Source organism: Rhizobium sp. P1_B8, assembly GCF_056406515.1.
Map to the genome: position 1 here is coordinate 85,432 of NZ_JBFTZZ010000025.1, position 25,947 is coordinate 111,378.

A 25,947-nucleotide genomic window follows, 5' to 3' on the forward strand; every position below is an offset into this window, starting at 1 on the left:
CTTATCCAAGATCGATCACGACAATTTCCGGCGGCACGCCGAAGCGGACCGGTGCAATCGAGCAGCCGAGGCCACCGGAAACGATGATATTACGCCCCTCCTCGATCATATGGCCATAGGCGTAGCGATTGCCGTATCGCGAGGGCACGATCGGTGAACGGCCGAGGAGACGGATCTGTCCGCCATGGGTGTGGCCCGATAGCGTCAGCGAGACGCGCTCGGGCACGCGCGGAAAGATATCGGGTTCATGGGCAAGCAGGATGACGGGCGCATCGTCCGTCACCTGAGCCATCGTTCCATCGAGATCGTCGAGGCCGAGCATCTGCGTGCGGCCCCACTTCCGGCCCGGCAGCAGCGCCAGTTGATCCTCGAGGCCTGCCAGCCAAAAGCCGCGGCCATCCTTTTCGAGCCGAACGGCGCGGTTGCCATAGACCGGAATGCCCACGTCGGCGAGGGCTCGGTGTCCGAATGTTTCCATCCCGCCGTTCTTCTGAGCGGTCCTGTCCTCCCACCAATCGTGGTTACCCATGATCGCATGGACGCCGAGAGGGGCCTGCAAGGTGGCGAGCGCCTTCGACCATTGGCTCGAATGCACGTACTGCGTCACCATGTTCATACCCGCAGCGTAATCGCCGAGCAGGACGGTGATGTCGCCTTCGAGTTCATTCGCCCTGTGGCAGATCGCGGCAATGCGGCTTGCCGACATCCAGGGTTCACAGGCATGGAGATCGGCGAGCGCGACGACGCGCAGCTTGAGCCCTGGCGTCCAGCCCGGCGGCGTCAGCTGGTAGTGGGTGATGGCGAGACGCGCGAGCGGTTCATAAGCGAAGGCATAACCACCGAGCGACATGACGCCTGCGACACTGCCGCCGAGAACCTTGAAAAATCCGCGGCGGGTGATCACTCAATTGTCCTCCTGGAACAGCCGGAACTGCGCAGCCTCCATATCCTTAGGTGGTTGCATTCCCAGATGTTTCCACGCGATTGCGGTCAGAACACGGCCGCGTGGCGTGCGCTGAATGAAACCCTGCTGGATCATGTAGGGCTCGATGATGTCCTCGATCGCGTCGCGCGGCTCGGAAAGGCCGGCGGCAATGGTTTCGATGCCGACCGGGCCGCCGCCGAAATTGACGGCGATCATGTTGAGGTAACGTTTGTCGAGCTGGTCGAAGCCGACATTGTCGACCAGCAGGCGGGTCAGCGCCTCGTCGGCGATCTCGCGGGTGACGGCCTCTGCCCTTGCCACCTCGGCAAAGTCGCGCACACGCCGCAACAGCCGGCCGGCGATGCGCGGGGTGCCACGGGCGCGTCTTGCGATCTCGCGGGCGCCCTCCTCGGTGATCGGCAGGTTCATCAGCCGCGCGCCACGGCGCACGATCAGTTCCAGCTCCTCGACTGTGTAGAAGCTCAGGCGCACCGGAATGCCAAAGCGGTCGCGCAGCGGCGTCGTCAACAGGCCAAGGCGGGTGGTGGCCGCCACCAGCGTGAATTTCGACAGGTCGATCTTCACCGAGCGAGCCGCAGGGCCTTCCCCGATGATGAGGTCGAGTTGGAAATCTTCCATGGCCGGATAGAGGATTTCCTCGACGGCGGGGTTGAGGCGATGGATCTCGTCGATGAAGAGCACGTCGCGCTCCTCGAGATTGGTGAGCAGGGCAGCGAGATCGCCGGCCTTGGCGATCACCGGGCCCGACGTCGAGCGGAAGTTGACGCCGAGCTCTTTGGCCATGATCTGCGCCAGCGTCGTTTTGCCGAGGCCTGGCGGACCGACGAAGAGCACATGGTCCAGCGCTTCGCCTCGGTTTTTCGCCGCCTCGATGAAGACCTTGAGATTGGCGCGCGCTTCCGCCTGGCCGGTGAACTCGTCCAGCGATTGCGGGCGCAACGTGATATCAAGGTCTTCGCCCCGCTTTTCCGGCGATATCAGGCGGGCGGATTCGCTCATGTCAAAAGTTCCATTCCAGGTATGGTTTTTGCGGCTTGGGCATCGAATGTCCTGGTTGTCACGCAGCCCGCATCACGATTACGAAGGGCGATGAAGACATCTGCAAATTCTGCATTCGTCCGCACCATGATTGCGAGCGTCTCCTCGACTACTCTTTCATCTTCAAGGATCAGGTCGGCCGAGTCCAACAAGTCCGAAATCGCCTCCATGATCTGTTCTCTCTTCAGCTTGATCCGTTGTCTCAAGAACCAGGCGCATTCCATCAGCGTGATGCAACTGATATAGCCGGGTGCCGTATCGGACAGGCTCGCGAAGAGCGTTGTGACCTTCTCCGTCTGGACGACATCGTCCTTCAGGAGGAAGCGCAGCATAATATTGGTGTCGAGGCCAATCATCTTGCACTAGTCGCGTGATCGGCGATGGCTTCCCCAATCGCCTCGTCCATTTCCGTCAAAGTGATCGTCGGTCGGTTCGGATCGTGAAACTTGCCTGCAAGGTCGATGGCGCGTTTGTTCTTGGCTTTCATGATGATTTCGCCATCGCGATTGATGTAGCGGATCCTGTCGCCGGACTTCAGATTCAGCAATTCACGAACTTCAGCCGGAATTGTTGTCTGGCCCTTCGATGTCATCGTACCGTAGTAGATATTCATGCGGATCTCCTTACCATTCAAGTTTAGTAAGGAATAGCGATATATTCAAGGAAATCACCGCGCCAGCTCTTTCAATCCCAGCCTGATCAGTTTGGCGCTGTCGGCGCCATCGCCCGCCGCCTTCATTGCCGCGGCAACCGCATTCGCGGCCTGGTCGCGGGAATAGCCGAGGTTGGTCAGTGCGGACACCGCATCGGCGACGGGTGCTGCCGCGACGCCTTCACCGAGTTCCTGCTTGAGAGCGATATTGATCGCTTCGCCGGCAAAGGCCGGCGCCCGGTTCTTGAGCTCGGTGACAAGACGCATCGCCACTTTCGGACCGACGCCCGGCGCACGCGAGACGGCGGCGCGGTCCTGCAGGGCGATCGCATTGGCGAGTTCGCCTGGCGTCAACGTCGAGAGCACGGCGAGCGCCACCTTGGCACCGACGCCCTGGACGCTCTGGAGCAGGTTGAACCATTCCCGCTCCAGCGCGGTCATGAAGCCGAAGAGCCTCAGCTGGTCCTCACGCACATAGGTTTCGATAAACAGCACGCAGGCCTCGCCGGCCGAGCCGAGCTTGGACAGGGTGCGGGCCGAGCAATGGGCGACGTAGCAGACGCCGTGCACATCGACGAGCACATAGTCTTCGCCGATCTCGTCTATGGTGCCTTTCAGCTTGCCGATCATGGGTCGGGTCTCTCAGCAGATGGGAACAAGTCAAGTATAGATTAACCGGCCAGTGCCTGGCGCATCCGGTTGCTGCCGCGATTGTGCGCATGGCAGATGGCGATCGCCAAGGCGTCGGCGGCGTCGTCGCCCTTGAATTCGACTTTCGGCATCAGGATCTTCAACATCATATGGATCTGGTGCTTTTCGCCATGGCCGACACCGATGACGGCCTTCTTGACGGCGTTCGGGGCATATTCGGAGACCGGCAGCCCGGCACGTGCCGGCACCAGCATGGCGATGCCACGGGCCTGGCCAAGCTTCAGGGTTGCCACCGCATCCTTGTTGACGAAGGTCTGTTCGACGGCGGCTTCATCCGGCTTATAGCTGTGGACCATCTCCGCCAGGCCGTCGTGCAGCTGGCAGAGACGGGAGGCAAGGTCCATGTCTCCATCAGAGGTCACGGTTCCAGATGCCACAAACCGCAGGGAATTGCCTGATGTGTCGATCACTCCCCAGCCGGTGCGACGAAGCCCGGGATCGATGCCGACGATGCGAATCGTATTTTGCATGGTTCAACCTATAGCGATTGCGAAATAAGTGCCATCGATATGTGAACAAAACAAAAACGTTCCTGAATTTCGGCCCTGCCATTTACCGCGAATTAAAACAGATGCCTGAATTCTAGTCATCGAATACGAGAGGGGCTTCTTTTGGCAAAGAGTTAAGCCTCCGATGTTCTGTTTACAGGTCAGTAGATCAGGCATGCGCTGCGTGCCCGCGCTGGCAGGCGCGTTCAGAAGGGGTTCGTTGTACATGGCTCAGAGATTTCAGTCCCTGTCCTTCAAGGTCATCGTCACGTTCATTCTGATGACCGTGCTGTCCATCGCGGTCATCGATGTGCTTGCCTATTTCGCCAGCAGCCGCATTTCCGACGAGCAGGCGCTGAAGGCCAAGGAAAGTGTGCTGATTTTTCGCGGCGACATGCTGCAGGACCAGCTGACGCAGCTTGAAAACCAAGCAAATTCCATCGCGCGCATCGAGGCGCTGCAGATGTCGATCACCAATCTGAAGAGCGGCTGGAAGACCATCGAGAAGACCGCGGGCGATGCCCGCGCCGAACTGAAGAAGGTTTTCATAGCAGGCAACCCCAACCCCGCCGACCAGCGCGAGAAGCTCATCAAGCCGGAAGGGCCGAGCGGCTTTTATTATTCGAGCCACGAGAAGACGCAGGGCGAAGTCGCCCGCGACCTCGAGGATACCGCCTTCAGCGATCTGCTGATTGTCGATCTCGAGGGCACCGTTCTCTATTCCTATAAGAAGGAAGACGACTTCGCCGAGAACCTGAAGTCGGATGCCTGGAAGAGGACCGGCGCCGGCATCGCATTCGCCAAGGCGATCGAGAATACCGCCAAGGCGACCGATGATGCAGCGCCGACAGGCTTTTCCGGCCTTCGTGTCGATGCCGGCAGCGGCAAGTCGGCGATCTTTTATGCCGTGCCGATCGTCAAGCTTGGAGCGGCCAAGGGCGTCATTCTCTTCAAGGTGCGCGACGAGATCGTCACCGGCATCCTCGCCAAGGGCATCGTCCAGGGCAGCACGGCGCGGGCGGCGATCGTCTCCGGCGATGGCTCCGCCGTCGGCCTCGACGCGAGCGGCAAGCTTGCGACGCTCGATACGACGCCCTTCACCTTCATCAAGAGCGCGCTTGCCAGTTCGGCGATGACGGTTGCCGATTTCAGCCGGGCGGACGGCGCGGCCCGCGCCTATGTCCGCGGTATCGACTATCGCGGCGACCGTTTCCTCGTGGCCGAGAGCGTGCTTCTGAGCGAGCTCAATGCCGGCTCGATCGAGATCGCCACCCTGCTGACGATGATTGGCGTCGGCGTGCTCGTCGTCATGGCGATCGCGACCGGGCTCGTCACCAATTTCCTGTTTTCGCCGCTTGCGCGGCTTGCCGGCGTCACCCGCGATGTCGCCGACGGCAAGCTCGACAGCGAGATCGGCAGCCTGAACCGCAAGGACGAGATCGGCACGATGGCCAACGCGCTCGACCGCTTCCGCCACTCGCTGATCGAAAGCCGCGAGCTCGAAGCTGCCAGCGAAGAGACCCGCCTGCAGGCCGAGCACGACCGCCAGCAGAATCTGGCCGAGCGTGAGGCCGAGGCCAAGACGCTGCAGCAGGTGGTCGAGGCGATTGACGAGGGCCTGCATCATCTGGCGAACGGCGATCTCGCCTACCAGATCGATACGCGCTTCCCGAACGAGCTCGAAAGCCTGCGGGTCAATTTCAACGAGGCGCTGGCGACGCTCAGCGAAACCATGACGGCAATCGGCGGCAACTCCATGGCGGTGCGCGCCGGCTCCGAGGAGATGCGCACCGGCGCCGACGAGCTTGCCGGGCGCACCGAGCGCCAGGCCGGCTCGATCACCGAGACGGCAAATGCGATCAGCGCCATCACCCAGTCGGTCCGCCGGCAGATCGAGCGAGCCGAACAGGCCGAGCGCATCGCCCGCGACGCCAAGAAGGAGACGACGGGTTCCGGCCAGATCATGCGCGAGACGATCGCGGCGATGGAGGCAATCCAGGCCTCCTCGCGCCAGATCAACACGATCATCTCAGTCATTGACGACATCGCCTTCCAGACCAACCTCCTGGCCCTCAATGCCGGTGTTGAGGCAGCGCGCGCCGGTGAATCCGGCAAGGGTTTCGCCGTCGTCGCCATGGAAGTGCGCGAGCTGGCCCAGCGCTCATCGAGTGCGGCCAAGGAGATCTCCAGCCTGCTGCAGAAATCGACGCATGAGGTCGAAAGCGGCGTTACGCTTGTGGAAAAAGCGGGCGTTGCGCTGACGGGCATCGGCGCCCATGTCGAGGCGATCAATGGGCAGATCAACGAGATCATGGGTGCGACCCGCGAGGAGGCCAATACACTGCGTGAGATCAATAGCGCCGTCGCAGAACTCGACACGATGACGCAACAGAACGCCTCGATGGTCGAGGAGACGACGGCGGCGATCCACCGGCTGGCGACGGAAGCCCTGGAAATGGACCGCCAGCTCGACAATTTCACGCTACCGCATAGCCATCACAAGCAGAGCGCCGAGGTGCATGTGCTGCGCCGTCAGCGGTAAGCCACACCTTTCCACATTGCATAAGGGTCGCGCTCGCGCGGCCTTTTTTGTTGCGTCCATGGTTTGGAATGGCGCCGGCGCGAACCTACATAGACGGCATCGTCCAACTGCCCGGCAGGTTTCCCATGGTTCCCTTCTCCATACTCGACCTTTCCCCCGTTGCCGAAGGCAGCACCGTGCACCAGTCCCTCAAGGCCTCGGCGCGAATGGCTGTGAAGGCCGAGGAGTTCGGTTACAAGCGCTTCTGGCTTGCTGAACATCACGGCATGCCGGGGATCGCCAGCGCTGCCACATCAGTCGTCATCGGCCATGTCGGGGCCGCGACAAAGCGCATCCGCATCGGCTCCGGCGGCATCATGCTGCCCAATCACTCGCCGCTCGTCATCGCCGAGCAGTTCGGTACGCTGGAGGCACTCTTCCCCGGCCGTATCGATCTCGGCCTCGGGCGCGCGCCGGGAACCGACATGCGCACGGCACAGGCGCTGCGGCGCAACCTCGAGGCCGGTGCAAACAGCTTCCCGAACGACGTGGTGGAGCTGCAGCAACTCCTCGATACGCCGGTCGAGAACCAGGCGATCCTCGCAGTTCCCGGCAATGGTTCACATATCCCGATCTGGCTGCTCGGCTCCAGTCTCTACAGCGCCCAGCTCGCCGCCATGCTCGGGCTTCCCTATGCCTTCGCCTCGCATTTCGCGCCCGACATGCTGCTCGATGCGATCGCGATCTACCGTGACCGCTTCCAGCCCTCGGCGACGCTCGACAAGCCGCATGTGATGGTCGGCGTCATGGGGGCGGTGGCGGCGACGGACGAGGAGGCGCGCTACCATTTCACCTCCGCCCAGCAGCAATTCGTCAATCTGCGCCGCAATGTCCGCGGCCCGTTCCCACGTCCGGTGACCGATATGGGGGATTTCTGGTCGCCGATGGAGAAGATGAATGTCGAACACACGTTGCGTTATGCCGTGGTAGGTTCGCCGAAGACGGCGGAGGCGAAACTGACTGAGTTTCTGCGGGAAACGCAGGCCGACGAGGTGATCATCTCGATGCCGATCCACGACATTGAGGCGCGGCTGACATCGGTGGAACTATTCGCAGGGCTGGGGAGCTTTATGCGAGCCGCCGCTTAGAACAGGATGATTTTAGACCGGGTCGGCCTAAAATCTGAATCCTGTTCTACATTATATATCAGAGCATGATGTCGTCCGAAAACCGCCCACACTTTTCGGTATCATGCTCTAGGATCTACGCAAGGAGCACTCTGACGGCGCCACCTTTCCGGTAAGAAAAAACCCGGCGTTGCAGCCGGGTTTTTATTTTTGACATCTGCCTGAGGAGATCAGGCCGAGAGCTTCGCCAGCACTTCTTCCGAGACTTCGAAGTTGGAATAGACGTTCTGCACGTCGTCATCGTCTTCCAGGCTGTCGATGAGCTTCATCAGTGACTGGGCTTTTTCTTCGTCCACCGGCACGTTGTTCTGGGCGCGCCAGACGGCCTTGACGGTTTCGGCTTCGCCGAGGCTCGATTCCAGCGCTTTCGCCACTTCGCCGAGGGCTTCGAAGCCGCAGGTGATGTAGTGGCCGTCTTCGTCGGTCTCGACGTCGTCGGCGCCAGCTTCGATTGCGGCTTCCATCACCTTGTCGGCATCGCCGACGGAAAGCTTGTAGGTGATTTCGCCGACATGGTCGAAGGAGAAGGAAACGGAACCGGTTTCGCCGAGAGCGCCGCCGGCCTTGGTGAAGCTCGAGCGGACGTTGGAGGCGGTGCGGTTGCGGTTGTCGGTCAGAGCCTCGACGATGATCGCCGTGCCACCGGGGCCGTAGCCCTCATAGCGGACTTCGTCATAATTTTCGCCGTCAGCGCCGGCTGCCTTCTTGATGGCGCGGTCGATATTGTCCTTCGGCATGGACTGGGCCTTGGCGTTCTGGATCGCCAGGCGAAGGCGGGCGTTCATCGTCGGGTCGGGCAGGCCGGCCTTGGCGGCAACGGTGATTTCGCGCGCAAGCTTGGAGAACATTTTCGACCGCACGGCATCCTGACGGCCTTTGCGGTGCATGATGTTTTTAAACTGTGAATGGCCAGCCATGGCACCCCTGTCCACGTCTCATTGTTCGGAATGGGCCGCCTTATAAGAGCGAAACGGCACCCGTTCAAGGAAAAAGCAGTTCGGAACAAAGGCGAGGGGATGGCGTTTCAATCGAACTCCATCCAACGGAAAGGAACGGTCATGGCAAGTCTCAGCGAGGCGCAGGAACATCCAGCACGTCAGCTCTGGGATCAGGTCAACGATGTCCATGCCGGCATGCTCGGAATTTCCGGACTGGATATGCACATGCAGCCGATGGCGCCGCATGCCGATCCCACCACCAACACCATCTGGTTCTACACCAAGACCGATGCCGACATCGTGCGCGCCATCAAGCCCGGCAGCCGCGCGCATTTCTGTGTCGTCGGTAAGGATCACGACTATCACGCCTGCCTCGCCGGTGTGATTGAGGTGCATCCTGACCCTTCCAAGATCGAGGAATATTGGAGCTCGATCGTCGCAGCCTGGTATGACGGCGGCAAGAAGGACCCCAAGCTCACCATGCTGTCCCTCCATGTCGACGATGCGGAGATCTGGGTTTCCACAGGCAACAAGCTGAAATTCGGCTGGGAGATCGCCAAGGCCAATCTCGACGATGACAAGATGCCGGATGTCGGAATCAAGCGTCACCTGCAGTTCGCTTGACGCGCAGTGCCCCTGCATAATTCCTTAAATCGGAATCGATTTAAGGATAAAATTATGCAGCAATTCAAAGTGCTACAGCGTCCTTTGCGCGTCTGAAAAGACGCGCGGCGCTGTAGAAGGAAAACCGCCGGGCCTTTTACTGCACGCCCTTCAGCACATAGATCAGCGGCTTTTTCGGCAGAGTGCGCATGGAGACGATGATACTGGCATCGGGCGCATTGGCGACGTCGAAATCCTTGCCGAACATCGAGACGAAGGCTTCGACTGGCGGGCCGCGTCGGTGCATCGGCAGGATCAACGACGAGCGTAGCCGCTTGATGACGCGGCTCATGCTGTCGGCGCCCATCGTCAGGCCACCGTCGACGGGGACCATGACGACGTCGAGGCGGCCAATCTCGGTATAATGGGCATCTGTCAGCTCGTAGTGCAGGTGGCCGAGATGGCCGATGCACAGGCCAGCGATCTCGAAGATAAATATGGAGTTGCCGTTCTCATGCGCGCCGCCGAGGCCGTAGCTGAAGCGGATATCCGTCGTAACGTTGCGGATATAGGCATCGCCGACGACGAGATTGATGTTGGCCTTTTCGCCCGGAAACTCGCTCCACCCATGCAGCACGTGCTTGATGCCGAGATCGGGGGTCAGGGTATAGTGGGTCGTGTGCGCTTTGTTCATGGTCACGACATCGGGCATCGTCGCCGGCCTGTACCAGCCATTATAGTCTGTCGCGATGACGATGCCGCCCGGGGTCTCGATCTCGAAGGTGGAATGGCCGAGGAAGGTCAGTTTGACGTCCTCGCCCTCGGAAACGGCAGGCATCAGCGGCGGGGCGCCGGAGAAACTTGCGAAGGTCACCTTGGGGATGGTTTGCGCGATCGCCTGGCACTGGCTGACCGGTGGCCGCTGCTCTTGTGCCCCGGCAAGATCGGGCGCGGCGAAGGCCGCAAGGCATGCGATAGCGAGGATAAGATACCGCGGCTTCATGCCACCCCTCCGGCGCTCCATCACCTTCAACCGGCGCATAACCCGGAAAATCGATTCCGATTTGGGGTTATACCCGAGTGGCGGGGAGGATGCGGCATGATGCCGCAGGGGTCCAGACGGCGGGTTCTCACAATTGCGTGTTGGACGGCCGCTCGTCGCCTGTTACCGCCAGAACTCCGGCATCGTTTCGGCCAGCCGCGGTCCGAGCCGGAGCGGCGCGATCTTTTCTGCAAGTCCTGTCGTATCCGAGATCTCCACGCCGACGCCGCAGATCGTCGCGGGGCCGTTCGCGGCTTCCATGCGGCCCTTTGGCATCTTGGAGATGAAGCGGTTGAGCGGCTCCTCCTTGTCCATGCCGAGAGAGGAGTCGTAGTCGCCGCACATGCCGGCATCCGACATATAGGCGGTGCCGCCGTTCAGGATCTGTGCGTCGGCCGTCGGTACATGCGTGTGGGTGCCGACGACGAAGCTGGCGCGGCCGTCGACAAAATGGCCGAAACACTGCTTCTCGCTGGTCGCCTCAGCATGGAAATCGAAGATGATCGCATCGGCCTGCTCCTTCAGCGGGCAGGCGTCGAGGATGACCTCCGCCGATTTGAAGGGGTCGTCGAGTTCGGGATGCATGAAGACCCGGCCCATGACGTTGGCGACGAGCACGCGCGCTCCGTTTCTGGCATAGAAAAGGCCGGAGCCACGGCCGGGCGTGCCTTGGGGATAGTTGGCGGGACGCAAGAACTGATCGTGCCGGCCGGCAAAAGCGACGGCTTCCTTCTGGTCCCAGACGTGGTTGCCTGTCGTCACCACATCGGCGCCGGCATTGATCGTTTCCAGAAAGATGTCCTCAGTGATGCCGAAGCCGCCGGCGGCATTCTCGCCGTTGACGATGACGAAATCGAGCTTGAGGTCGGAAACCAGGCCGGGAAGACGGTCCCAGACCGCCGTGCGTCCCGTCTTGCCGACCATGTCACCCAGAAAAAGCAGCCGCATTCCCTATCCAATCCAAGAGGCAAAAAAGCGAAGGCCGCTTTCTGTCAGGATGGCATCCAGGCTTATGTCGTGCGGCTCAGCGGGCACATGTGCCACTTCCTGGCAGTCGAATGCAATGCCGATCAGCTTCGGATGCAGGCCTTTTTGCCTTAGCCGGCTGATGGCGCGGTCGTAGTGGCCGGCGCCGTAGCCGATGCGGTGGCCGCTGATATCGAAGGCCGAAAGCGGCACCAGCATGATCTCGGGATCAAGAATGGCGGCATTTGCGTCCGGGCCGACCGTGCCGAAACCGGTGTCGACGAGGGGCGCACCTTCCGCCAGCTCGCGAAAGACGATGGTCTGCCGGTCAAGGATCGCCGGCACGCAGAGCCGCGCACCGCGCACGGCAAAGCGCGACATCAGCGGCCTGAGATCGGCTTCCGAACGGATCGGTAGGAAGCCGGAGACGATGGTACCCAGCGCAAAACCGACGGCCTCGCCGGCATGTTCGGCCATTGCGAGGCTTTTGGAGGCGCGTTTCTCGGCGGGGATGGCGTCGCGTGCGGACAGCCGTTCGTTGCGCAGCTGCGCTTTCAATTCTTTCGCGGTCATTCGATCTGCCGGTTCTGAGAGATTTACCCGAGCATAGACGGCTGGATGTCCGATGCAAATGCCGGATGCGACGGTATCACGCGCGTTTCACGCCTCGTCCGACGGCGGCTGCGGATCGTCAGACGACGATGCTTGTCGGTATTATCGTGGCGCCGATGGAGAAGCCTGCCATATCAGGAACAGCATTGGCTCCGGCCTGCCGGTCTTGCTGCCGCAACTCGCGCATCGCCTTTTCGAGCACTTGCTTGAGTTCGCGCACCACCGCCTTGAACTCTTCCATCGTTTCGCGATCATCGGCCGAAATGCCCGAAAATTTCGGGGCATCCTCAGCGACGCTCGCATAGGCGTTGCGGGCGTTGGTGGCGGCGTCCGGTTCCTGCGAGCCGGTCTCGCCGGCCGCAGTTTCTCCTGCGGTATCCGTCAGCGCAGCATCGGTCCCGCTGGTTGCGACGGCGGCAGCACCCGTGGCTGCCTCCATCGAAACCGCTGTTGCCGGGCTGCCGGTCGCGACAGCCGATGCGAATTCGGAGGCGGCGGTGCCGACCTTGCGCGCCAGTTCGGCGGCCAGCCGGGCGACTACCTCAGGAGCCATGTTGGAGCTGCGCAGCATCTCCAATTGCTGTTTTGCTTCTTCGAGCTTGCGTTGCGCCTTCGCCTTGGCCTCGTCTCCCGAGTTCGCCAAGGTCTGGCGCATCTGCTGCAGCGCCTGGGTGGCGCGCTGCAGCTTCAGCACGCCTTGATCGGTCTCGCTTCCGGCGACTGAAATGGCTGCCGTCGAAGACGTGCCGCGCAAGATGATGGAGGCAGACGTGGTTGCGACCTGCATGGACAATCCCCCGATTTTTAATCGGGCCCCCGATTGCAATTCGGGCGCATTCTGTAACGTCAGACTTGCGTGGACCTGTGTCTTGGCGATTGGGGAAGCGCGGCGGCCAGCTGCTGCATCGTCTCCTCGAATAGAGGCGCTCCGCCGGGTGCCCAGCCGAGCGCGCGGATTTTCGCCGTGCTCATGGGGATGAGCGCGGCGCCATCGGCAGGGGCCGGCAGCGTGTGCCGACAGCCCGTCTCGCGGCGGATGGGCGAAAGGATATCGCGTGTGTCGACTGACATGTCCGAGACGTTGAAGACCTCGCCGGAGATGCGGGTGCTTTCCGTCTCCAGCATGAGCCTTACCGCCCGACCGAGGTCGCGGCCGTGAACTTCCGTTCCCCGACGGGCAACAACCGGCCGGCCGGCGAGGTAATCGGCGATGAGGCCGTCCCATTTGTTCGGCGAGAGATCGCCATAGACGCCGGTTGCCCTCAAGCTTACGCCGGCAAAACCCGGCGTGGAGAGGTGGTCAAGCGCGCGTTCGGCATCGAGCTTGACCTGGCCGTAAAGTGTTTCTGGCTTGGCCAGCATCGTCTCCGTCAGTTCGGTTCCCTCGGGATGTTCGCCATAGGCGGCGCGGCTGGACAGGAAGACGCAGCGGCGCGTGCCGGCGCGTTTGGCGGCTTCGAAAAGCCGGACGGTGCCATCGAGGTTCAACCTGTGGAAGGTCTTCGGATCGTCGCCCTCGCCGCCACGATATTTGCCCGGAACATGGCTGAAGGCGGCGTGGACGAAGAAGTAAGCGTCGTCGAAGACGTCGATCTGATCCTTGTCGGGATCGAGCGAAAGCGCCGCGAACTCGACCGGGCGAGAGAAGAGGCGAGGCAGCGGCGCGCGGCGCCCGCCGACGATCACCTGATATCCGGCGGCCAGCAGTTCCTCGACGACATACCGGCCGACGAGACCCGTTCCACCCGACACCAGTACCTTCATGCTGCCCCTTCCGGATTGTCCAGCGCCGAGATCTCAGGCACATCGCCGCCATCGTGGAAACGGTGCCACAGATCGATCAAAGGTTGTAGTCGCGCTGCCTTGGGATGATCCTTTTCCCACGGTTTTTCATACTGGTAGTGCAGGATCGAAATGCTCTTCCAGTCCCAAAGCTCCGGCATGGTGAACCATACATATTGCAGCATGTTGAAATAAACCGGCAGGCCGTGCCAATCCGGGAAGAACGTCTCGAGAAAGGTCTGATCGGTGCGCCGCCAGAAGGCGTCCCGCCTGTCGAGCCTTTCGAGCATGTGCCGGAATGTGTCATGCGAGGGCGTCGCGACGAAAACGCCGGAATTCATGCGGCGGAAGTCGGCGAGGCATTCGTAGACATTGGGGGCGGCTGACAATTCCGGATAGAGGAAGAGCCTGTCGACGTTCTTCAACACGAGGGCGTCGGCGTCGATGAAGACGCAGCGCTGGTATTCGACGAGCTGCCAGAGCCTGAGCTTGCAGAAGTTGTCGAGCGGCGAATGGAAATCCGGTTTGCGACCCTTGGTGAAAGGAGCTGTCGAATGGAGCTGGCCACGCGCATGGCGTTCGTTGAAGGCGGCAGACAGCGGCAGGTGCTCGACCGCGATCAGCCGGCAGTCGAGTGCTTTCAGGGGCAAAAGGGCGGCCGCATCGACGCCGCTGGTGTGGAGAATGACGATGTCAGCCCCGGTGCCGGTTCGGCGCAAGGAGCGGGCAAGCGCGGTTGCGCCCATGGCGTAGTCGGCATTGGTGACGAGTGTGACATAAGCGAAACGGGCGGGGATGCCGCTGGCGCTCGTCATATTGCGGCGCTCACGAGACGGATTTCAGCCGCTTGCCTTCCGGATCGTGATTGATCGTCGCGGCGATGTCCTTGGTCCAGGCGGAGACGGCCGGAACGCGGGCGCGGTCGACGCGATAGGCGAATTTCTTGGCGACGTCGACGATTTCGCCGAGCAGGCCTGCTTCCAGCGTGATCGGGTCGAGGCCGAGATCGCGGAATTTTTCGTTCCGGACGATCAGCTCGTTTTCTGCGGCTTCCTTGCGCGGGTTGGGCAACCAGGCAATGTTGGCGCCGCTCATCCTGGCGATCATCTCGGCGAGGTCGCGCACCCGGTGGGTTTCCGTCATCTGGTTGAAGATCTCGACGCGGGCGCCGCGCGCCGGCGGATTTTTCAGCGCCAGTTCGATGCAGCGCACCGAATCCTGGATATGGATGAAGGCACGGGTCTGACCACCGGTGCCGTGCACCGTCAGCGGATAGCCGATTGCCGCCTGGATGAGGAAGCGATTCAGCACCGTGCCGTAATCGCCGTCGTAGTCGAAACGGTTGATCAGCTGCGCATGGCGGCGCGTCTGCTCGGTATGCGTGCCCCAGACGATGCCCTGGTGCAGATCGGTGACCCTCAGGCCATCATTCTTTGCATAGAACTGGAAGAGAAGCTGATCCAGGCACTTGGTCATGTGATAGATCGAGCCGGGATTGGAGGGGTAGAGGATTTCCTGGTTGACCGTCTCGCCGTCTGAAGTTTCGATGCCGACCGGCAGGTAACCTTCGGGGATCGCCGCGCCGACCGTCGAATAGCCGTAGACGCCCATGGTGCCGAGATGGATGAGATGGGCATCGAGATTGAGTTCCGTCAGCGCGTTCAGCAGGTTGTGCGTGGCGCTGACATTGTTGTTGACGGTGTAGTTCTTGTGGCGGTCGCTCTTCATCGAATAGGGCGCGGCCCGCTGTTCGGCGAAATGGATGACGGCATCCGGGCGGTGTTCGGAGAGCCAATTCTTCAGGAGTTCGTAATCCTTGGCGAGATCGATCAGATTGAAGTGGATGCGGCGTCCGGTTTCGGCATGCCAGATGCGGGTACGTTCCTGGATCGAATCCATCGGGGTCAGCGACTGAACGCCAAGTTCGGTGTCGATCCAGCGGCGCGAGAGATTGTCGAGGATATGGACGTCGTGACCGACATCGGAGAGATGCAGCGAGGTTGGCCAACCAATGAAACCGTCTCCGCCCATAACCGCAATCTTCATCGCATCGTCTCCTGATTGGTCGCTCATTATCGGGAATAGTTAGGAATTGTGACAATCATTCAATGCTTGCCTGTCCGGAAGCGTTGCGCCAAACAGGGCACCTTAGTTTGGAGAAAATTATGACGGAACGCCCTTTTTCCATTTCGGGAGAGCTGACGGAAGCCGGACACCGCCTCGTTCAGCGGGTCTATTATGAAGATACTGACTTTTCCGGCCTGGTCTATCACGCCCGCTACCTGCATTTCCTGGAGCGCGGCCGTACCGATTATCTGCGCTGCCTCGGCGTCGAGCAGCGCGAACTCGTCAGCGCCGATGAGGAGGGCCTCGTTTTCGTTGTCCACCGCATGGAGATCGACTTCAAGAGCCCGGCGCGCATGGACGATGTGCTGACGATCCTGACACACACGGAGAAAGCCGGCGGCGCCAAGATGGTGCTCAATCAGCAGATCCGCTCGGGCGAGACGCTGCTGATCGCCGCCAAGGTGATCATCGCCGTCATCAACGCCCGGGGGCGGCCAAGGCGGTTGCCGGAAACACTGGCAGCGAAATTCCTGGAAGGCAGCATGCCGCTATAGGCCGAATTGCCGAAAAATCGGACCTTGTCAAAACTTGAACTTTATGTGAAGGAATTCCCGCGCCGCAGGATGAGCGCTCTTTCGGCAGCCGGACCTTGCTCCGGTCAAGTAATCCATGGAACGAAATCTTCCAAATACAGGCTTACTGTCACAGTCCGGCACTAACGATCTATTAACCATAATGGTGTCTTACTGGGAAAGTCGGAGTTTGTGCGGTGCACGCCTTCCTTTGACCAAATTTGACGGCAAGAAGGCGGAAGATGAGCTTGGAAGTTTGACCAGGGCTTTGGGCGGCGGCCGCCGGACACTTCTTGCGAGATCAGTTTGTGCCGCCCGGTCCAGCACCGGGCGTTTGGATTCGGGGATTTTGGATCAATGGAACAAGTAGGATTGGCAGCAGCAACGACGGACGTCAGCCTCTGGTCGCTTTTCATGCAGGCCGGCATCGTCGTCAAGCTCGTGATGCTCGGGCTTATCGCGGCCTCTGTGTGGACGTGGGCTATCGTCATCGACAAATACCTGGCCTATGGCCGCGCGCGGCGCCAGTTCGACAAGTTCGAGCAGGTGTTCTGGTCGGGCCAGTCGCTGGAAGAACTCTACCGCTCGCTGTCGGAACGCAACAATACCGGTCTGGCGGCGATCTTCGTGGCTGCCATGCGCGAGTGGAAGAAATCCTTCGAACGCGGCGCCCGCTCGCCGATCGGCCTGCAGATGCGTATCGACCGCGCGATGGACGTGACGCTCGCCCGTGAGACCGAATTTCTCGGCGCTCGCCTCGGATCGCTCGCGACCATCGGTTCGGCCGGTCCGTTCATCGGTCTGTTCGGCACGGTCGTCGGCATCATGACCTCGTTCCAGGCAATCGCCGGTTCGAAGTCGACCAACCTTGCGGTCGTCGCGCCCGGTATCGCCGAAGCGCTGCTTGCCACTGCGATCGGCCTCGTCGCCGCTATCCCGGCAGTTATCGCCTACAACAAGTTCTCTGCCGATGCCGGCAAGCTCTCGGGCCGAATGGAAGGTTTCGCGGATGAATTCTCCGCCATACTTTCGCGCCAGATCGACGAGAAACTGCAGCCGCGCGCTGCCGCTCAGTAACCAACGGAGTATTCTCACATGGGTATGGCTGTTGGAGGCAATGGCGGCGGGGGCGGCGGACGCCGCCGTCGCGGCGGTCGGAACAGGGCCGTGATCTCCGAAATCAACGTGACGCCGCTCGTCGACGTCATGCTGGTGCTTTTGATCATCTTCATGGTCGCGGCACCGATGATGACCGTCGGCGTGCCGATCGACCTGCCGGAAACGCAGGCCAAGGCGCTGAATTCGGAGACGCAGCCTATCACCATCTCCGTCAAGAATGACGGCGAGGTGTTCCTGCAGGAAACACCGATCCCGGCCGCGGAGATCGCCGCCAAGCTCGAGGCGATCGCCACAACCGGTTATAACGAACGTATCTTCGTGCGCGGCGACGCGACCGCGCCTTATGGCGTCATCGCCGACGTCATGGCCCGTATCCAGGGTGCAGGCTTCAAGAATATCGGCCTCGTGACGCAGCAGAAGAAGGACCAATAGCGCGCAAAATGAAGGCCAGTGTCATCACATCTGCTGTTTTGCACGGCCTGGTGCTCACCTGGGCGATGGTGTCGCTTAGCGCTCCGGAATCCTTCAAGGTGGAGGATTTCGAGGCGATGCCGGTCGATCTGGTGCCGGTGGAATCCATTACCCAGATGCAGCAAGGCGACAAGAAGGCTCCGAAGAAGGAGACTTCCGCGCCCGTGCCGACGACACGGCCGCCGATCGCACAGCCCGCCGAGAATGCCGGCGACAACAATGTCGATCTGAAGACGCCGCCGGTTCCGAACGCCAAGCCGAGCAATAGCGAAGCGGCCGCAGCGAATTCGAGCGAAAAGCCGATGCCGAAGACCGATCCGGTCCCGAACGATGTCAAGGATATCGTCAAGGAGGAAACGGAAGTCGAGCAGCCGAAGCAGGTCGCCTCCATTCCACCGCCGAAGCCTGTCGAAGTGACGCCGCCGAAGCCTGAGGAAAAACCGCCGGAAGAGCAGGCCAAGCCTGAGGAACCGCCGAAGCCCGATGCCGAGGCGCTGCCGGACAATGTGCCGACGCCTGTCGCCAAACCGCAGGTGAAGCCGCCGGAACCACAGAAACCCGCCGAAAAGCCGCCGGAAAAAACCCCGGACCAGCCGAAGACTGCCGAGAAGCCGACTGACAAGAAGAAGGCCGATCAGAAGCAGGAAATGGCGAAATCGGCTTCGTCGATGAAAAGCGATTTCAATGCCGATGAGGTTGCGGCGTTGCTGAACAAAACCGATCCTTCCGCAGGCGGTGCGAAGCGCTCGACCCAGGAGGCATCGCTGGGTGCGAAGAAGAGCAATGGTGGCTCGAAACTCAGCCAAAGCGAAGAAGATGCGATGCGCAGCTTGATCGAGGGTAATTGGCTTGTGACGCCCGGAATGGAAGGCCTTTCCGGCATGGTCATCAAAGTGCACATGAAGCTCGACAAAGACGGCAACATTATCGGCCAGCCGGAAGTCGAGTCGTCGGGCGGCAGCAGCAGCGACTCTACACGCCGCGCGTTGGAAGGCGGTGCTTATAGAGCTGTCATGAAGTCTGCACCCTTCTCGACGCTTCCGAAGGACAAGTATGACGCCTGGAATGAGGTCGAGCTTAACTTCGATCCAAGCAGCATGGGAATCTAGATGCTGATGGACCTGTCCCATGGCAACCAGTCTTTTGCAGCCGTCATCGTGCTCGGCGCGATTCTGGCCTGTGCTTCTGAAGCGTTGGCGCAGTCGACCAGCGCGGAGATTTCCGACAAACCGGCCATGGACTTGCGCCAGGCAGTCCTTCCTTATTTCAATGCTCCTTCGGGGCAGGTGGAGGGCGCCAAGGTCGCAGTTAAGATTCGCATAAGGCTCGACAAGACCGGCGCGATTGTTGGCTCGCCCGAGGTGGAAGCCATCGGCGGCAGTGAAGCTGCTCGGAAAAGCCTGTCGGCTGCGGCTCTCCGCGCGGTGCTGCGTTCATCGCCGTTCACCATGCTTCCGAAAGAGAAATACGAATCCTGGAAGGAAGTCGTCTTGCGCTTCGAACCCAGCGATCCGACTCCATAGATGCTGAAAGGCTGTTTGGTATGACAAAGTGTTCTTTTTTTCGCGCCATTTTGGTCGCAGCCGGTCTGATGACCGCTGCCGTCTTCGCGACGCCGGCCAACGCGCTCGTCACCCTCGACATCCGAAAGGGTAACGTCCAACCGCTGCCGATTGCGGTGACCGACTTTCTGCAGGGTGATATGGGTGCGCAGGTCTCCCAGGTCATCGCTGCCGACCTGCAGCGCTCCGGCTTGTTTGCCCCGATCAGCAAGACCGCCTTCATCGAGAAGATAACGAACCCCGATGCCGCGCCGCGTTTCGAAGACTGGAAGGTCATCAATGCCCAGGCGCTGGTCACCGGTCGGGTCACCCAGGAAGCCGATGGCCGCCTTCGTGCCGAATTCCGTCTCTGGGACCCGTTTGCCGGCCAGCAGATGACCGGGCAGCAGTTCTATACCCAGCCTGAGAACTGGCGGCGTGTTGCCCACATCATCGCCGATGCGATCTATAAGCAGATCACCGGTGAGGAAGGCTATTTCGACACTCGCGTCGTCTTCGTCTCGGAATCCGGCACCAAGCAGCAGCGCAAGCGCCAGCTCGCGATCATGGACCAGGACGGCTTCAACATCCGCATGCTGACCGATGGCAGCGATCTCGTTCTGACACCGCGCTTCTCGCCGAGCCGGCAGGAAGTCACCTACATGTCCTTTGCCAACCAGCAGCCGCGCGTCTACCTGCTGCAGCTCGAAACCGGGCAGCGCGAGGTCGTCGGCAATTTCCCGGGCATGACCTTCTCGCCGCGCTTTTCGCCGGACGGACAGAAGGTGATCATGAGCCTGCAGCAGGAAGGCAATTCCAACATCTATACGATGGACCTGCGCTCGCGCACGACGACGCGGTTGACCTCGACGGCTGCGATCGACACCTCGCCCTCCTATTCGCCTGACGGAGCGCGTGTCAGCTTCGAAAGCGACCGCGGCGGAAAGCCGCAGATCTACGTGATGAATGCCGATGGCTCGGGCCAGACCCGTATTTCCTTCGGCGACGGATCCTATTCGACGCCGGTCTGGTCGCCGCGCGGCGATCTCATCGCCTTCACCAAACAGGCCGGCGGCAAATTCTCGATCGGCGTGATGAAACCGGATGGTTCGGGCGAACGCATCCTGACGACTGGCTTCCACAATGAGGGCCCGACCTGGGCGCCGAACGGCCGCGTCCTGATGTTCTTCCGCCAGGCGGCAGGGTCGGGCGGTCCGCAGCTCTATTCGATCGATCTGACCGGTTACAACGAGCAGCTTGTGAAGACGCCGACCTACGGTTCCGACCCGGCCTGGTCACCTCTTCTGGAGTAGGCGATGCACTGCCGCCTTCATGTCGCCCCAAAGTCATGGAAACCGGGCGGCTACGGGACAAATCAGTAAATCGTTAACCATAATCTTTGAGGGGCGGTTAACCGAGTGCGGTTACTGTCCGGAAACCCTGATGAAATCGCAAGGAGACCGGCCATGAGCCGAATTCATACCCCGGCAATGAGCCGCATGCAGAATTTCGCCCGCAACCCCGTCATGATCGCGCTTATCGCCGGCCTCGCGCTCGCAAGCTGCGCCAAGAAGCCGCCGAACAGCGCCGGCGACCTCGGCCTCGGCACCGGTGCTGGTGGGGCTGCAACGCCGGGCTCTGCCCAGGACTTCACGGTCAATGTCGGCGACCGCATCTTCTTCGATACCGACTCCTCGTCGATCCGCGCCGATGCTTCGCAGACGCTCGACCGTCAGGCCCAGTGGCTCGCCCGCTACCCGAACTACCAGATTACCGTCGAAGGCCATGCCGACGAACGCGGCACGCGCGAATATAACCTCGCGCTCGGCGCCCGCCGTGCGGCTGCCGCCAAGGACTATCTCGCTTCGCGCGGCGTCCCGGCGCAGCGCCTGAAGACGATTTCCTACGGCAAGGAACGTCCGGTCGCCGTCTGCGACGATATTTCCTGCTGGTCGCAGAACCGCCGCGCGGTTACCGTGCTTGGCGGCGCCGGCATGTAATTGCCGAGCAACAATTCGCTTTTTCGACGGGCGGTCCCATCAGGGCCCGCCTTTTCTTTTTGACCACACTTTGGCCAGACTCCGTTGCTTTTTGAAAGCAATTGGAAAAATCTCCTGTTCGTGCCATCGAGGTGCGAAGAATCACTGGGACAGGACGATACATATGAAGAAACTTGTCGTGGCAGGCATGCTGTGCCTCGCGGCTGTGACCGGAAGCGAACGAGCGGCCTATTCCGCCTCGTTCTTCGGGCTACATCTCGGCGGCCGATCCGCGGAAAACCAGGCGACGCCGCCTGTTGTCAAGGTGCAGAGCGGCGACGCGGAGGTCCGCGTGCAGCAGCTCGAAGAGCAACTGCGGCAGTTGAACGGCCGGATCGAAGAGATGAGCTTTCAGCTTCTGCAGATGCAGGAGACGATCCGCAAACAGCAGGAAGACAATGAATTCCGCTTCCAGCAGCTCGAAAAGACGGGCGGCGCCGGAGGTGCCACCAAGGCTCCTGTCAAGAAGAGCGAGACCGATGCCGCTCCGGCCGCCTCCGGCGGCGACGACATCGCCAAGGTAATTCAAGCACCGCAGGGAGCCGAAACGGCTCCCTCCACCAGCGTGCCGGAGAATGGCGGCGTCGGCCAGCCGCCGAAGGAGCTCGGCTCGATCGATTTCGATCAGAGCGGCAATCCGATCGGTGGAAGCGTCGACGAAAATGCCACAATCGGTTCCGGGCCGATTCCCGATGCCAACACCAAAACGCCGCAGCAGACCGCCTCGCTCGGCAGCGAAGCCGACCAGTACAAGGCCGCCTATGGCCACGTGCTGTCCGGCGATTACAGCACGGCCGAACAGGAATTCACGCAGTATATCACCCGCTACCCGAGCAGCGCGCGGTCGGCGGACGCCAATTTCTGGCTCGGCGAAGCGCTTTATTCGCAGGGTAAGTACAATGAGGCGGCCAAGACCTTCCTCAATGCGCACCAGAAATACGGTACATCGGAAAAGGCGCCGGAAATGCTGCTGAAGCTCGGCATGTCGCTTGCCGCCCTCGACAATACCGAGACGGCCTGTGCGACACTGCGCGAAGTGTCGAAGCGTTATCCGAAGGCGTCGCGTGCCGTCATAAGCAAGGTTGCGAGCGAACAGAAGCGCCTCGCCTGCTAAGGTCTTCCGGAATGTCTCCGGAAGCAACATCGCCTCAACTGGCGATCCATCAGTTTCTCACGTCGCTTCAAAGCCCTGCGCGTATTCTCGTCGCGATATCAGGCGGCAGCGATTCCACCGGCCTGCTTCTTCTTCTCGATCAAGCCGCGAAGGCCGCGCCCCATCTCAAGATTTCGCTTTGCGCTGCGACCGTCGATCATGCGTTGCGCGCCGGCTCCGCAGACGAGGCGCGTGAAGTCGCAGCCCTCTGCGCATCGCTCGGCATTCCCCACATCATCATGATCTGGCAGGGCGACAAGCCGACAACCGGCATCATGGCTGCGGCCCGAGAGGCACGTTATGGCTTGCTTGCGACCGCCACCACAGACTTCAAAGCCGATCTCATCGTCACGGGGCATACACTCGACGACCAGCGCGAAACACTGCAGATGCGTGGGATGCGAACAGAGCAGGTTTCGACCGGTATTGCAGATGCAGTGCTCTTTGACCGGCGTTTCTGGATTTTACGTCCGCTTCTTTTTTCCACCCGGGCGGATATCCGCGCTTTCCTGAAAGAGCGGGGCGTGCCGTGGATCGACGATCCCAGCAACGAGGATATAACGTACGAGCGCGTGCGGATCCGCCGGCAGCATTCGGCCGATGTAGGCATGGAGAAGGATATCAGCGCGGCCTGGGAGGAGCGGCTGGCACTGTCGTCCAGAGGAGCCGAATGGCTGGATCGCCATTTCCGGCTTCACGGTGGCCTGCTCGGGCAGGTAATGCCTGACGGGTTGCGGCTGGATCGCGCAGTCCTCGATTATGCACTAGCCCGTCTGGCAGCCGTTTTCGGTGGTCAGCCGTTTGCGCCGGGGAGGGGGCATATGGAGCGTATCCTTGCATTTGCCACCGGCAGCAAGCCGGGACGCATGACCGCCGGCAGGGTCGTGTTCGATCTGCGGCATGACGGGCTCTATCTGGCGCGCGAGAGCCGGGGGATATCGCCGCTGGCATTGCGGCCGGGCGAGGCCGGGGTTTGGGATGGCAGGTTTTATGCGCGCAATGGGTCGGCCGCATCAATTGAAATCCAAGCCGCTGCTGCACACGCGCAAGACACATCACGCTTTCTTGAGCCAATCACCGCGCAGACGCGCGGTGATTGGATTCCGGTGATGAGCACAGAGTGTATGCAGCGCTTTCCCAAGAGCGCATGGAAGCGCGCTATCGCTTCGGCGCCGGTGTTATCCGCCGAAGAGAGCCTTTTATCTGAGGAAACCGCCCGCATGGTCGAACTAACACCCTATTTCGCACCCTTCGACCGCTTTTTGACACGATTTGACTTCATCTTTGCCAATAGGCTTTCGGCGGTTTTCGCGACGGCGCCCTATGCGAGGCTGCCTTTAAGAAGTATTGACGGAAAAACCATCTGACTTGGGGGATCGCCTTGGCAACGGCACGGCGCAACCCTATGTTAGAAACGAATAAGACGGTCGCCATGAGGCGGCTGTTCCATGCTGGGGAGTTCAATGAACCCTAACTTACGTAATTTCGCCTTGTGGGCGATCATAGCGCTTCTGCTGATCGCCCTTTTCAGTATGTTTCAGACGGCGCCGGCGCAGACGGGCTCCCGCGAAATCCCTTATTCGCAGTTTCTGCGTGAGGTCGATGCGGGCCGCGTGAAGGATGTCGTGGTGACGGGCAACCGTCTCTCCGGAAGCTATGTTGAAAATGGCACCACCTTCCAGACCTATTCACCGGTGATCGACGACAGTCTGCTCGATCGCCTGCAGTCGAAGAATGTCCTTGTTTCCGCCCGTCCTGAAACGGACGGCTCTTCGGGTTTCCTCAGCTATCTCGGCACGCTTTTGCCGATGCTTCTGATTCTCGGCGTCTGGCTGTTCTTCATGCGGCAGATGCAAGGCGGCTCACGCGGCGCAATGGGCTTCGGCAAGTCCAAGGCCAAGCTTTTGACTGAAGCGCATGGCCGCGTGACTTTCGAAGACGTCGCCGGTGTCGACGAGGCCAAGCAGGATCTCGAGGAAATCGTCGAATTCCTGCGTGATCCGCAGAAGTTCCAGCGTCTTGGCGGCAAGATCCCGCGCGGCGTGCTGCTCGTCGGCCCTCCGGGCACCGGCAAGACGCTGCTCGCCCGATCGGTCGCCGGCGAAGCCAATGTGCCCTTCTTCACCATTTCGGGCTCCGACTTCGTCGAAATGTTCGTCGGCGTCGGCGCAAGCCGCGTGCGCGATATGTTCGAGCAGGCGAAGAAGAATGCGCCCTGCATCATCTTCATCGACGAAATCGATGCCGTCGGCCGCCATCGCGGCGCCGGTCTCGGCGGCGGCAATGACGAACGCGAGCAGACGCTGAACCAGCTGCTGGTCGAAATGGACGGCTTCGAGGCGAATGAAGGCGTGATCCTGATCGCCGCCACCAACCGCCCCGACGTGCTCGATCCTGCGCTGCTGCGTCCCGGCCGTTTCGACCGTCAGGTCGTCGTGCCGAACCCCGACATCGTCGGCCGCGAGCGTATCCTCAAGGTGCATGCGCGCAACGTTCCGCTGGCGCCGAATGTCGATCTCAAGATTCTCGCCCGCGGCACGCCCGGTTTCTCCGGCGCCGACCTGATGAACCTTGTCAACGAAGCCGCCCTGATGGCCGCCCGCCGCAATAAGCGCGTCGTCACCATGCAGGAATTCGAAGACGCCAAAGATAAGATCATGATGGGCGCCGAGCGCCGTTCTTCGGCGATGACCGAGGCGGAAAAGAAGCTCACCGCTTACCATGAGGCCGGTCACGCCATCACCGCGCTCAATGTCGCCGTCGCCGATCCGTTGCACAAGGCGACGATCATTCCGCGCGGCCGTGCGCTCGGCATGGTCATGCAGCTTCCCGAGGGCGATCGCTACTCGATGAGCTACAAGTGGATGGTCTCGCGTCTTTGCATCATGATGGGTGGCCGCGTTGCCGAGGAGCTCACCTTCGGCAAAGAGAACATCACGTCGGGTGCCTCTTCCGACATCGAGCAGGCGACCAAGCTTGCCCGCGCCATGGTCACGCAGTGGGGCTTCTCCGACCAGCTCGGTCAGGTCGCCTATGGCGAGAACCAGCAGGAGGTCTTCCTCGGCCATTCGGTTTCGCAGTCGAAGAATGTTTCGGAAGCAACCGCGCAGAAGATCGACAACGAAGTGCGCCGCCTGATCGACGAAGCCTATACCCAGGCCCGCACGATCCTGACGGAAAAGCACGACGAATTCGTCGCTCTTGCCGAAGGTCTGCTCGAATACGAGACGCTGACCGGCGAAGAGATCAAGGCGCTGATCCGCGGTGAAAAGCCTTCTCGCGATCTCGGTGATGATTCGCCGCCGMGCCGCGGCTCGGCCGTTCCGAAGGCCGGCGCACGGCCAGCCACCAAGGGTGACGAGCCCGAAGGCGGCCTCGAACCGCAGCCGCATTGAACAGCGGCACCAATCCGAACAAGGCCGGATTTCCGAAGTGGGGGATCCGGCCTTTTCTATTGGTAACGGGATATAATCATTTTTCTTGCTAATTTACGTGCTGA

At 61.0% G+C, this 25,947-nt stretch carries 27 protein-coding genes; 13 read left to right on the top strand and 14 right to left on the bottom strand.

From position 1 onward, the window contains the following. Position 1: 1 nt before the first annotated feature. From AC1D2N_RS25995 to ruvC, 6 genes are read right to left on the bottom strand one after another with little or no spacing between them, the layout of a single operon-like run. Positions 2–904 (bottom strand): metallophosphoesterase, encoded by a 903-nt coding sequence (locus tag AC1D2N_RS25995; protein WP_018243453.1) that lies wholly within the window; start codon positions 902–904, stop codon positions 2–4. After that, positions 905–1,945, bottom strand: coding sequence for a Holliday junction branch migration DNA helicase RuvB (gene ruvB / locus AC1D2N_RS26000; protein WP_017968121.1), 1,041 nt, complete (start codon positions 1,943–1,945; stop codon positions 905–907). Continuing rightward, positions 1,942–2,340, bottom strand: coding sequence for a PIN domain-containing protein (locus AC1D2N_RS26005; RefSeq protein WP_017968120.1), 399 nt, complete (start codon positions 2,338–2,340; stop codon positions 1,942–1,944). The genes ruvB and AC1D2N_RS26005 overlap by 4 nt, the downstream gene beginning before the upstream one ends. Beyond that, a complete protein-coding gene (locus AC1D2N_RS26010; RefSeq protein WP_018445922.1) occupies positions 2,337–2,597 on the bottom strand; it encodes an AbrB/MazE/SpoVT family DNA-binding domain-containing protein in 261 nt (86 codons plus the stop codon). Before AC1D2N_RS26010 ends, AC1D2N_RS26005 begins: the two co-directional genes overlap by 4 nt. Positions 2,598–2,651: 54 nt before the next feature. After that, complete coding sequence (gene ruvA, locus AC1D2N_RS26015) at positions 2,652–3,266, bottom strand: Holliday junction branch migration protein RuvA (RefSeq protein WP_018243450.1); 615 nt, start codon at positions 3,264–3,266, stop codon at positions 2,652–2,654. Positions 3,267–3,307: 41 nt separating this feature from the next. Further along, a complete protein-coding gene (gene ruvC, locus AC1D2N_RS26020; RefSeq protein ID WP_018243449.1) occupies positions 3,308–3,817 on the bottom strand; it encodes a crossover junction endodeoxyribonuclease RuvC in 510 nt (169 codons plus the stop codon). A 244-nt stretch (positions 3,818–4,061) separates the two neighbouring features. On the opposite strand from ruvC, the gene AC1D2N_RS26025 reads away from it, so the two are divergent. Both AC1D2N_RS26025 and AC1D2N_RS26030 read left to right on the top strand, forming a co-directional pair. Continuing rightward, the gene (locus AC1D2N_RS26025; RefSeq protein ID WP_130758968.1) at positions 4,062–6,377 is read left to right on the top strand and encodes a methyl-accepting chemotaxis protein; all 2,316 of its coding nucleotides are present in this window, start codon (positions 4,062–4,064) and stop codon (positions 6,375–6,377) included. Positions 6,378–6,502: 125 nt separating this feature from the next. Continuing rightward, positions 6,503–7,504, top strand: coding sequence for an LLM class flavin-dependent oxidoreductase (locus AC1D2N_RS26030; protein ID WP_130759652.1), 1,002 nt, complete (start codon positions 6,503–6,505; stop codon positions 7,502–7,504). A 209-nt stretch (positions 7,505–7,713) separates the two neighbouring features. Here the strand turns inward: AC1D2N_RS26030 and AC1D2N_RS26035 are convergent, their stop codons facing one another. Further along, the gene (locus AC1D2N_RS26035) at positions 7,714–8,460 is read right to left on the bottom strand and encodes a YebC/PmpR family DNA-binding transcriptional regulator (protein WP_018243446.1); all 747 of its coding nucleotides are present in this window, start codon (positions 8,458–8,460) and stop codon (positions 7,714–7,716) included. A 141-nt stretch (positions 8,461–8,601) separates the two neighbouring features. Here AC1D2N_RS26035 and AC1D2N_RS26040 point away from each other — a divergent pair, with 141 nt between their 5' ends. Beyond that, positions 8,602–9,105 carry a pyridoxamine 5'-phosphate oxidase family protein gene (locus AC1D2N_RS26040; RefSeq protein ID WP_018445919.1) on the top strand — a complete coding sequence of 168 codons (504 nt, stop codon included), beginning with the start codon at positions 8,602–8,604 and terminating at the stop codon, positions 9,103–9,105. 136 nt (positions 9,106–9,241) lie between these two features. On the opposite strand, the gene AC1D2N_RS26045 is transcribed toward AC1D2N_RS26040, so the two are convergent. The 7 genes from AC1D2N_RS26045 to AC1D2N_RS26075 form a co-directional block, all read right to left on the bottom strand. Beyond that, positions 9,242–10,087, bottom strand: coding sequence for an MBL fold metallo-hydrolase (locus AC1D2N_RS26045; protein WP_130758966.1), 846 nt, complete (start codon positions 10,085–10,087; stop codon positions 9,242–9,244). 162 nt (positions 10,088–10,249) lie between these two features. Continuing rightward, entirely contained in the window at positions 10,250–11,074 is an 825-nt protein-coding gene (locus AC1D2N_RS26050; protein WP_130758965.1) for a TIGR00282 family metallophosphoesterase, read from the bottom strand. Between the two features lie 3 nt (positions 11,075–11,077). Beyond that, positions 11,078–11,665: a 5-formyltetrahydrofolate cyclo-ligase gene (locus tag AC1D2N_RS26055; protein WP_130758964.1), complete on the bottom strand. Its 588-nt coding sequence runs from the start codon at positions 11,663–11,665 to the stop codon at positions 11,078–11,080. 118 nt (positions 11,666–11,783) lie between these two features. Beyond that, positions 11,784–12,491 (bottom strand): hypothetical protein, encoded by a 708-nt coding sequence (locus tag AC1D2N_RS26060; protein ID WP_130758963.1) that lies wholly within the window; start codon positions 12,489–12,491, stop codon positions 11,784–11,786. 59 nt (positions 12,492–12,550) lie between these two features. Continuing rightward, the gene (locus AC1D2N_RS26065; RefSeq protein ID WP_130758962.1) at positions 12,551–13,468 is read right to left on the bottom strand and encodes an NAD-dependent epimerase/dehydratase family protein; all 918 of its coding nucleotides are present in this window, start codon (positions 13,466–13,468) and stop codon (positions 12,551–12,553) included. Beyond that, positions 13,465–14,301, bottom strand: coding sequence for a glycosyltransferase (locus AC1D2N_RS26070; RefSeq protein WP_130758961.1), 837 nt, complete (start codon positions 14,299–14,301; stop codon positions 13,465–13,467). The genes AC1D2N_RS26065 and AC1D2N_RS26070 overlap by 4 nt, the downstream gene beginning before the upstream one ends. A gap of 10 nt (positions 14,302–14,311) precedes the next feature. Continuing rightward, positions 14,312–15,532 carry an NAD-dependent epimerase/dehydratase family protein gene (locus AC1D2N_RS26075; protein WP_130758960.1) on the bottom strand — a complete coding sequence of 407 codons (1,221 nt, stop codon included), beginning with the start codon at positions 15,530–15,532 and terminating at the stop codon, positions 14,312–14,314. Positions 15,533–15,651: 119 nt separating this feature from the next. On the opposite strand from AC1D2N_RS26075, the gene ybgC reads away from it, so the two are divergent. The 10 genes from ybgC (at position 15,652) to ftsH (ending at position 25,843) form a co-directional block, all read left to right on the top strand. Continuing rightward, positions 15,652–16,107, top strand: coding sequence for a tol-pal system-associated acyl-CoA thioesterase (gene ybgC, locus AC1D2N_RS26080; protein WP_018243438.1), 456 nt, complete (start codon positions 15,652–15,654; stop codon positions 16,105–16,107). A 375-nt stretch (positions 16,108–16,482) separates the two neighbouring features. Continuing rightward, positions 16,483–17,202 carry a protein TolQ gene (tolQ, locus tag AC1D2N_RS26085; protein ID WP_003542733.1) on the top strand — a complete coding sequence of 240 codons (720 nt, stop codon included), beginning with the start codon at positions 16,483–16,485 and terminating at the stop codon, positions 17,200–17,202. A gap of 18 nt (positions 17,203–17,220) precedes the next feature. Beyond that, on the top strand, positions 17,221–17,676 hold the full coding sequence (gene tolR / locus AC1D2N_RS26090; protein WP_003542730.1) for a protein TolR: 456 nt from the start codon (positions 17,221–17,223) through the stop codon (positions 17,674–17,676). An 8-nt stretch (positions 17,677–17,684) separates the two neighbouring features. Further along, positions 17,685–18,824, top strand: a complete 1,140-nt coding sequence (locus AC1D2N_RS26095) for a hypothetical protein (RefSeq protein WP_130758959.1) — start codon at positions 17,685–17,687, stop codon at positions 18,822–18,824. After that, a complete protein-coding gene (locus tag AC1D2N_RS26100; RefSeq protein ID WP_130758958.1) occupies positions 18,825–19,238 on the top strand; it encodes an energy transducer TonB in 414 nt (137 codons plus the stop codon). It abuts the gene before it with no gap. A 20-nt stretch (positions 19,239–19,258) separates the two neighbouring features. After that, entirely contained in the window at positions 19,259–20,569 is a 1,311-nt protein-coding gene (gene tolB / locus AC1D2N_RS26105; RefSeq protein ID WP_130652995.1) for a Tol-Pal system beta propeller repeat protein TolB, read from the top strand. Positions 20,570–20,722: 153 nt separating this feature from the next. After that, positions 20,723–21,256 (top strand): peptidoglycan-associated lipoprotein Pal, encoded by a 534-nt coding sequence (gene pal / locus AC1D2N_RS26110; protein WP_018243435.1) that lies wholly within the window; start codon positions 20,723–20,725, stop codon positions 21,254–21,256. A 163-nt stretch (positions 21,257–21,419) separates the two neighbouring features. Continuing rightward, positions 21,420–22,409 (top strand): tol-pal system protein YbgF, encoded by a 990-nt coding sequence (gene ybgF / locus AC1D2N_RS26115; protein WP_477982283.1) that lies wholly within the window; start codon positions 21,420–21,422, stop codon positions 22,407–22,409. Positions 22,410–22,420: 11 nt separating this feature from the next. After that, positions 22,421–23,815: a tRNA lysidine(34) synthetase TilS gene (tilS, locus tag AC1D2N_RS26120; protein WP_477982285.1), complete on the top strand. Its 1,395-nt coding sequence runs from the start codon at positions 22,421–22,423 to the stop codon at positions 23,813–23,815. A 96-nt stretch (positions 23,816–23,911) separates the two neighbouring features. After that, positions 23,912–25,843: an ATP-dependent zinc metalloprotease FtsH gene (gene ftsH / locus AC1D2N_RS26125; RefSeq protein ID WP_477982287.1), complete on the top strand. Its 1,932-nt coding sequence runs from the start codon at positions 23,912–23,914 to the stop codon at positions 25,841–25,843. The last annotated feature ends 104 nt before the right edge of the window (positions 25,844–25,947 follow it).

Excerpts from the sequence above, each read along its gene's own strand:
- ruvB (WP_017968121.1), bottom strand. The coding sequence starts at position 1,945 with ATGAGCGAATCCGCCCGCCTGATATCGCCGGAAAAGCGGGGCGAAGAC.
- AC1D2N_RS26005 (WP_017968120.1), bottom strand. The coding sequence starts at position 2,340 with ATGATTGGCCTCGACACCAATATTATGCTGCGCTTCCTCCTGAAGGAC.
- AC1D2N_RS26010 (WP_018445922.1), bottom strand. The coding sequence starts at position 2,597 with ATGAATATCTACTACGGTACGATGACATCGAAGGGCCAGACAACAATT.
- ruvA (WP_018243450.1), bottom strand. The coding sequence starts at position 3,266 with ATGATCGGCAAGCTGAAAGGCACCATAGACGAGATCGGCGAAGACTAT.
- ruvC (WP_018243449.1), bottom strand. The coding sequence starts at position 3,817 with ATGCAAAATACGATTCGCATCGTCGGCATCGATCCCGGGCTTCGTCGC.
- AC1D2N_RS26025 (WP_130758968.1), top strand. The coding sequence starts at position 4,062 with ATGGCTCAGAGATTTCAGTCCCTGTCCTTCAAGGTCATCGTCACGTTC.
- AC1D2N_RS26030 (WP_130759652.1), top strand. The coding sequence starts at position 6,503 with ATGGTTCCCTTCTCCATACTCGACCTTTCCCCCGTTGCCGAAGGCAGC.
- AC1D2N_RS26035 (WP_018243446.1), bottom strand. The coding sequence starts at position 8,460 with ATGGCTGGCCATTCACAGTTTAAAAACATCATGCACCGCAAAGGCCGT.
- AC1D2N_RS26040 (WP_018445919.1), top strand. The coding sequence starts at position 8,602 with ATGGCAAGTCTCAGCGAGGCGCAGGAACATCCAGCACGTCAGCTCTGG.
- AC1D2N_RS26045 (WP_130758966.1), bottom strand. The coding sequence starts at position 10,087 with ATGAAGCCGCGGTATCTTATCCTCGCTATCGCATGCCTTGCGGCCTTC.
- AC1D2N_RS26050 (WP_130758965.1), bottom strand. The coding sequence starts at position 11,074 with ATGCGGCTGCTTTTTCTGGGTGACATGGTCGGCAAGACGGGACGCACG.
- AC1D2N_RS26055 (WP_130758964.1), bottom strand. The coding sequence starts at position 11,665 with ATGACCGCGAAAGAATTGAAAGCGCAGCTGCGCAACGAACGGCTGTCC.
- AC1D2N_RS26060 (WP_130758963.1), bottom strand. The coding sequence starts at position 12,491 with ATGCAGGTCGCAACCACGTCTGCCTCCATCATCTTGCGCGGCACGTCT.
- AC1D2N_RS26065 (WP_130758962.1), bottom strand. The coding sequence starts at position 13,468 with ATGAAGGTACTGGTGTCGGGTGGAACGGGTCTCGTCGGCCGGTATGTC.
- AC1D2N_RS26070 (WP_130758961.1), bottom strand. The coding sequence starts at position 14,301 with ATGACGAGCGCCAGCGGCATCCCCGCCCGTTTCGCTTATGTCACACTC.
- AC1D2N_RS26075 (WP_130758960.1), bottom strand. The coding sequence starts at position 15,532 with ATGAAGATTGCGGTTATGGGCGGAGACGGTTTCATTGGTTGGCCAACC.
- ybgC (WP_018243438.1), top strand. The coding sequence starts at position 15,652 with ATGACGGAACGCCCTTTTTCCATTTCGGGAGAGCTGACGGAAGCCGGA.
- tolQ (WP_003542733.1), top strand. The coding sequence starts at position 16,483 with ATGGAACAAGTAGGATTGGCAGCAGCAACGACGGACGTCAGCCTCTGG.
- tolR (WP_003542730.1), top strand. The coding sequence starts at position 17,221 with ATGGGTATGGCTGTTGGAGGCAATGGCGGCGGGGGCGGCGGACGCCGC.
- AC1D2N_RS26095 (WP_130758959.1), top strand. The coding sequence starts at position 17,685 with ATGAAGGCCAGTGTCATCACATCTGCTGTTTTGCACGGCCTGGTGCTC.
- AC1D2N_RS26100 (WP_130758958.1), top strand. The coding sequence starts at position 18,825 with ATGCTGATGGACCTGTCCCATGGCAACCAGTCTTTTGCAGCCGTCATC.
- tolB (WP_130652995.1), top strand. The coding sequence starts at position 19,259 with ATGACAAAGTGTTCTTTTTTTCGCGCCATTTTGGTCGCAGCCGGTCTG.
- pal (WP_018243435.1), top strand. The coding sequence starts at position 20,723 with ATGAGCCGAATTCATACCCCGGCAATGAGCCGCATGCAGAATTTCGCC.
- ybgF (WP_477982283.1), top strand. The coding sequence starts at position 21,420 with ATGAAGAAACTTGTCGTGGCAGGCATGCTGTGCCTCGCGGCTGTGACC.
- tilS (WP_477982285.1), top strand. The coding sequence starts at position 22,421 with ATGTCTCCGGAAGCAACATCGCCTCAACTGGCGATCCATCAGTTTCTC.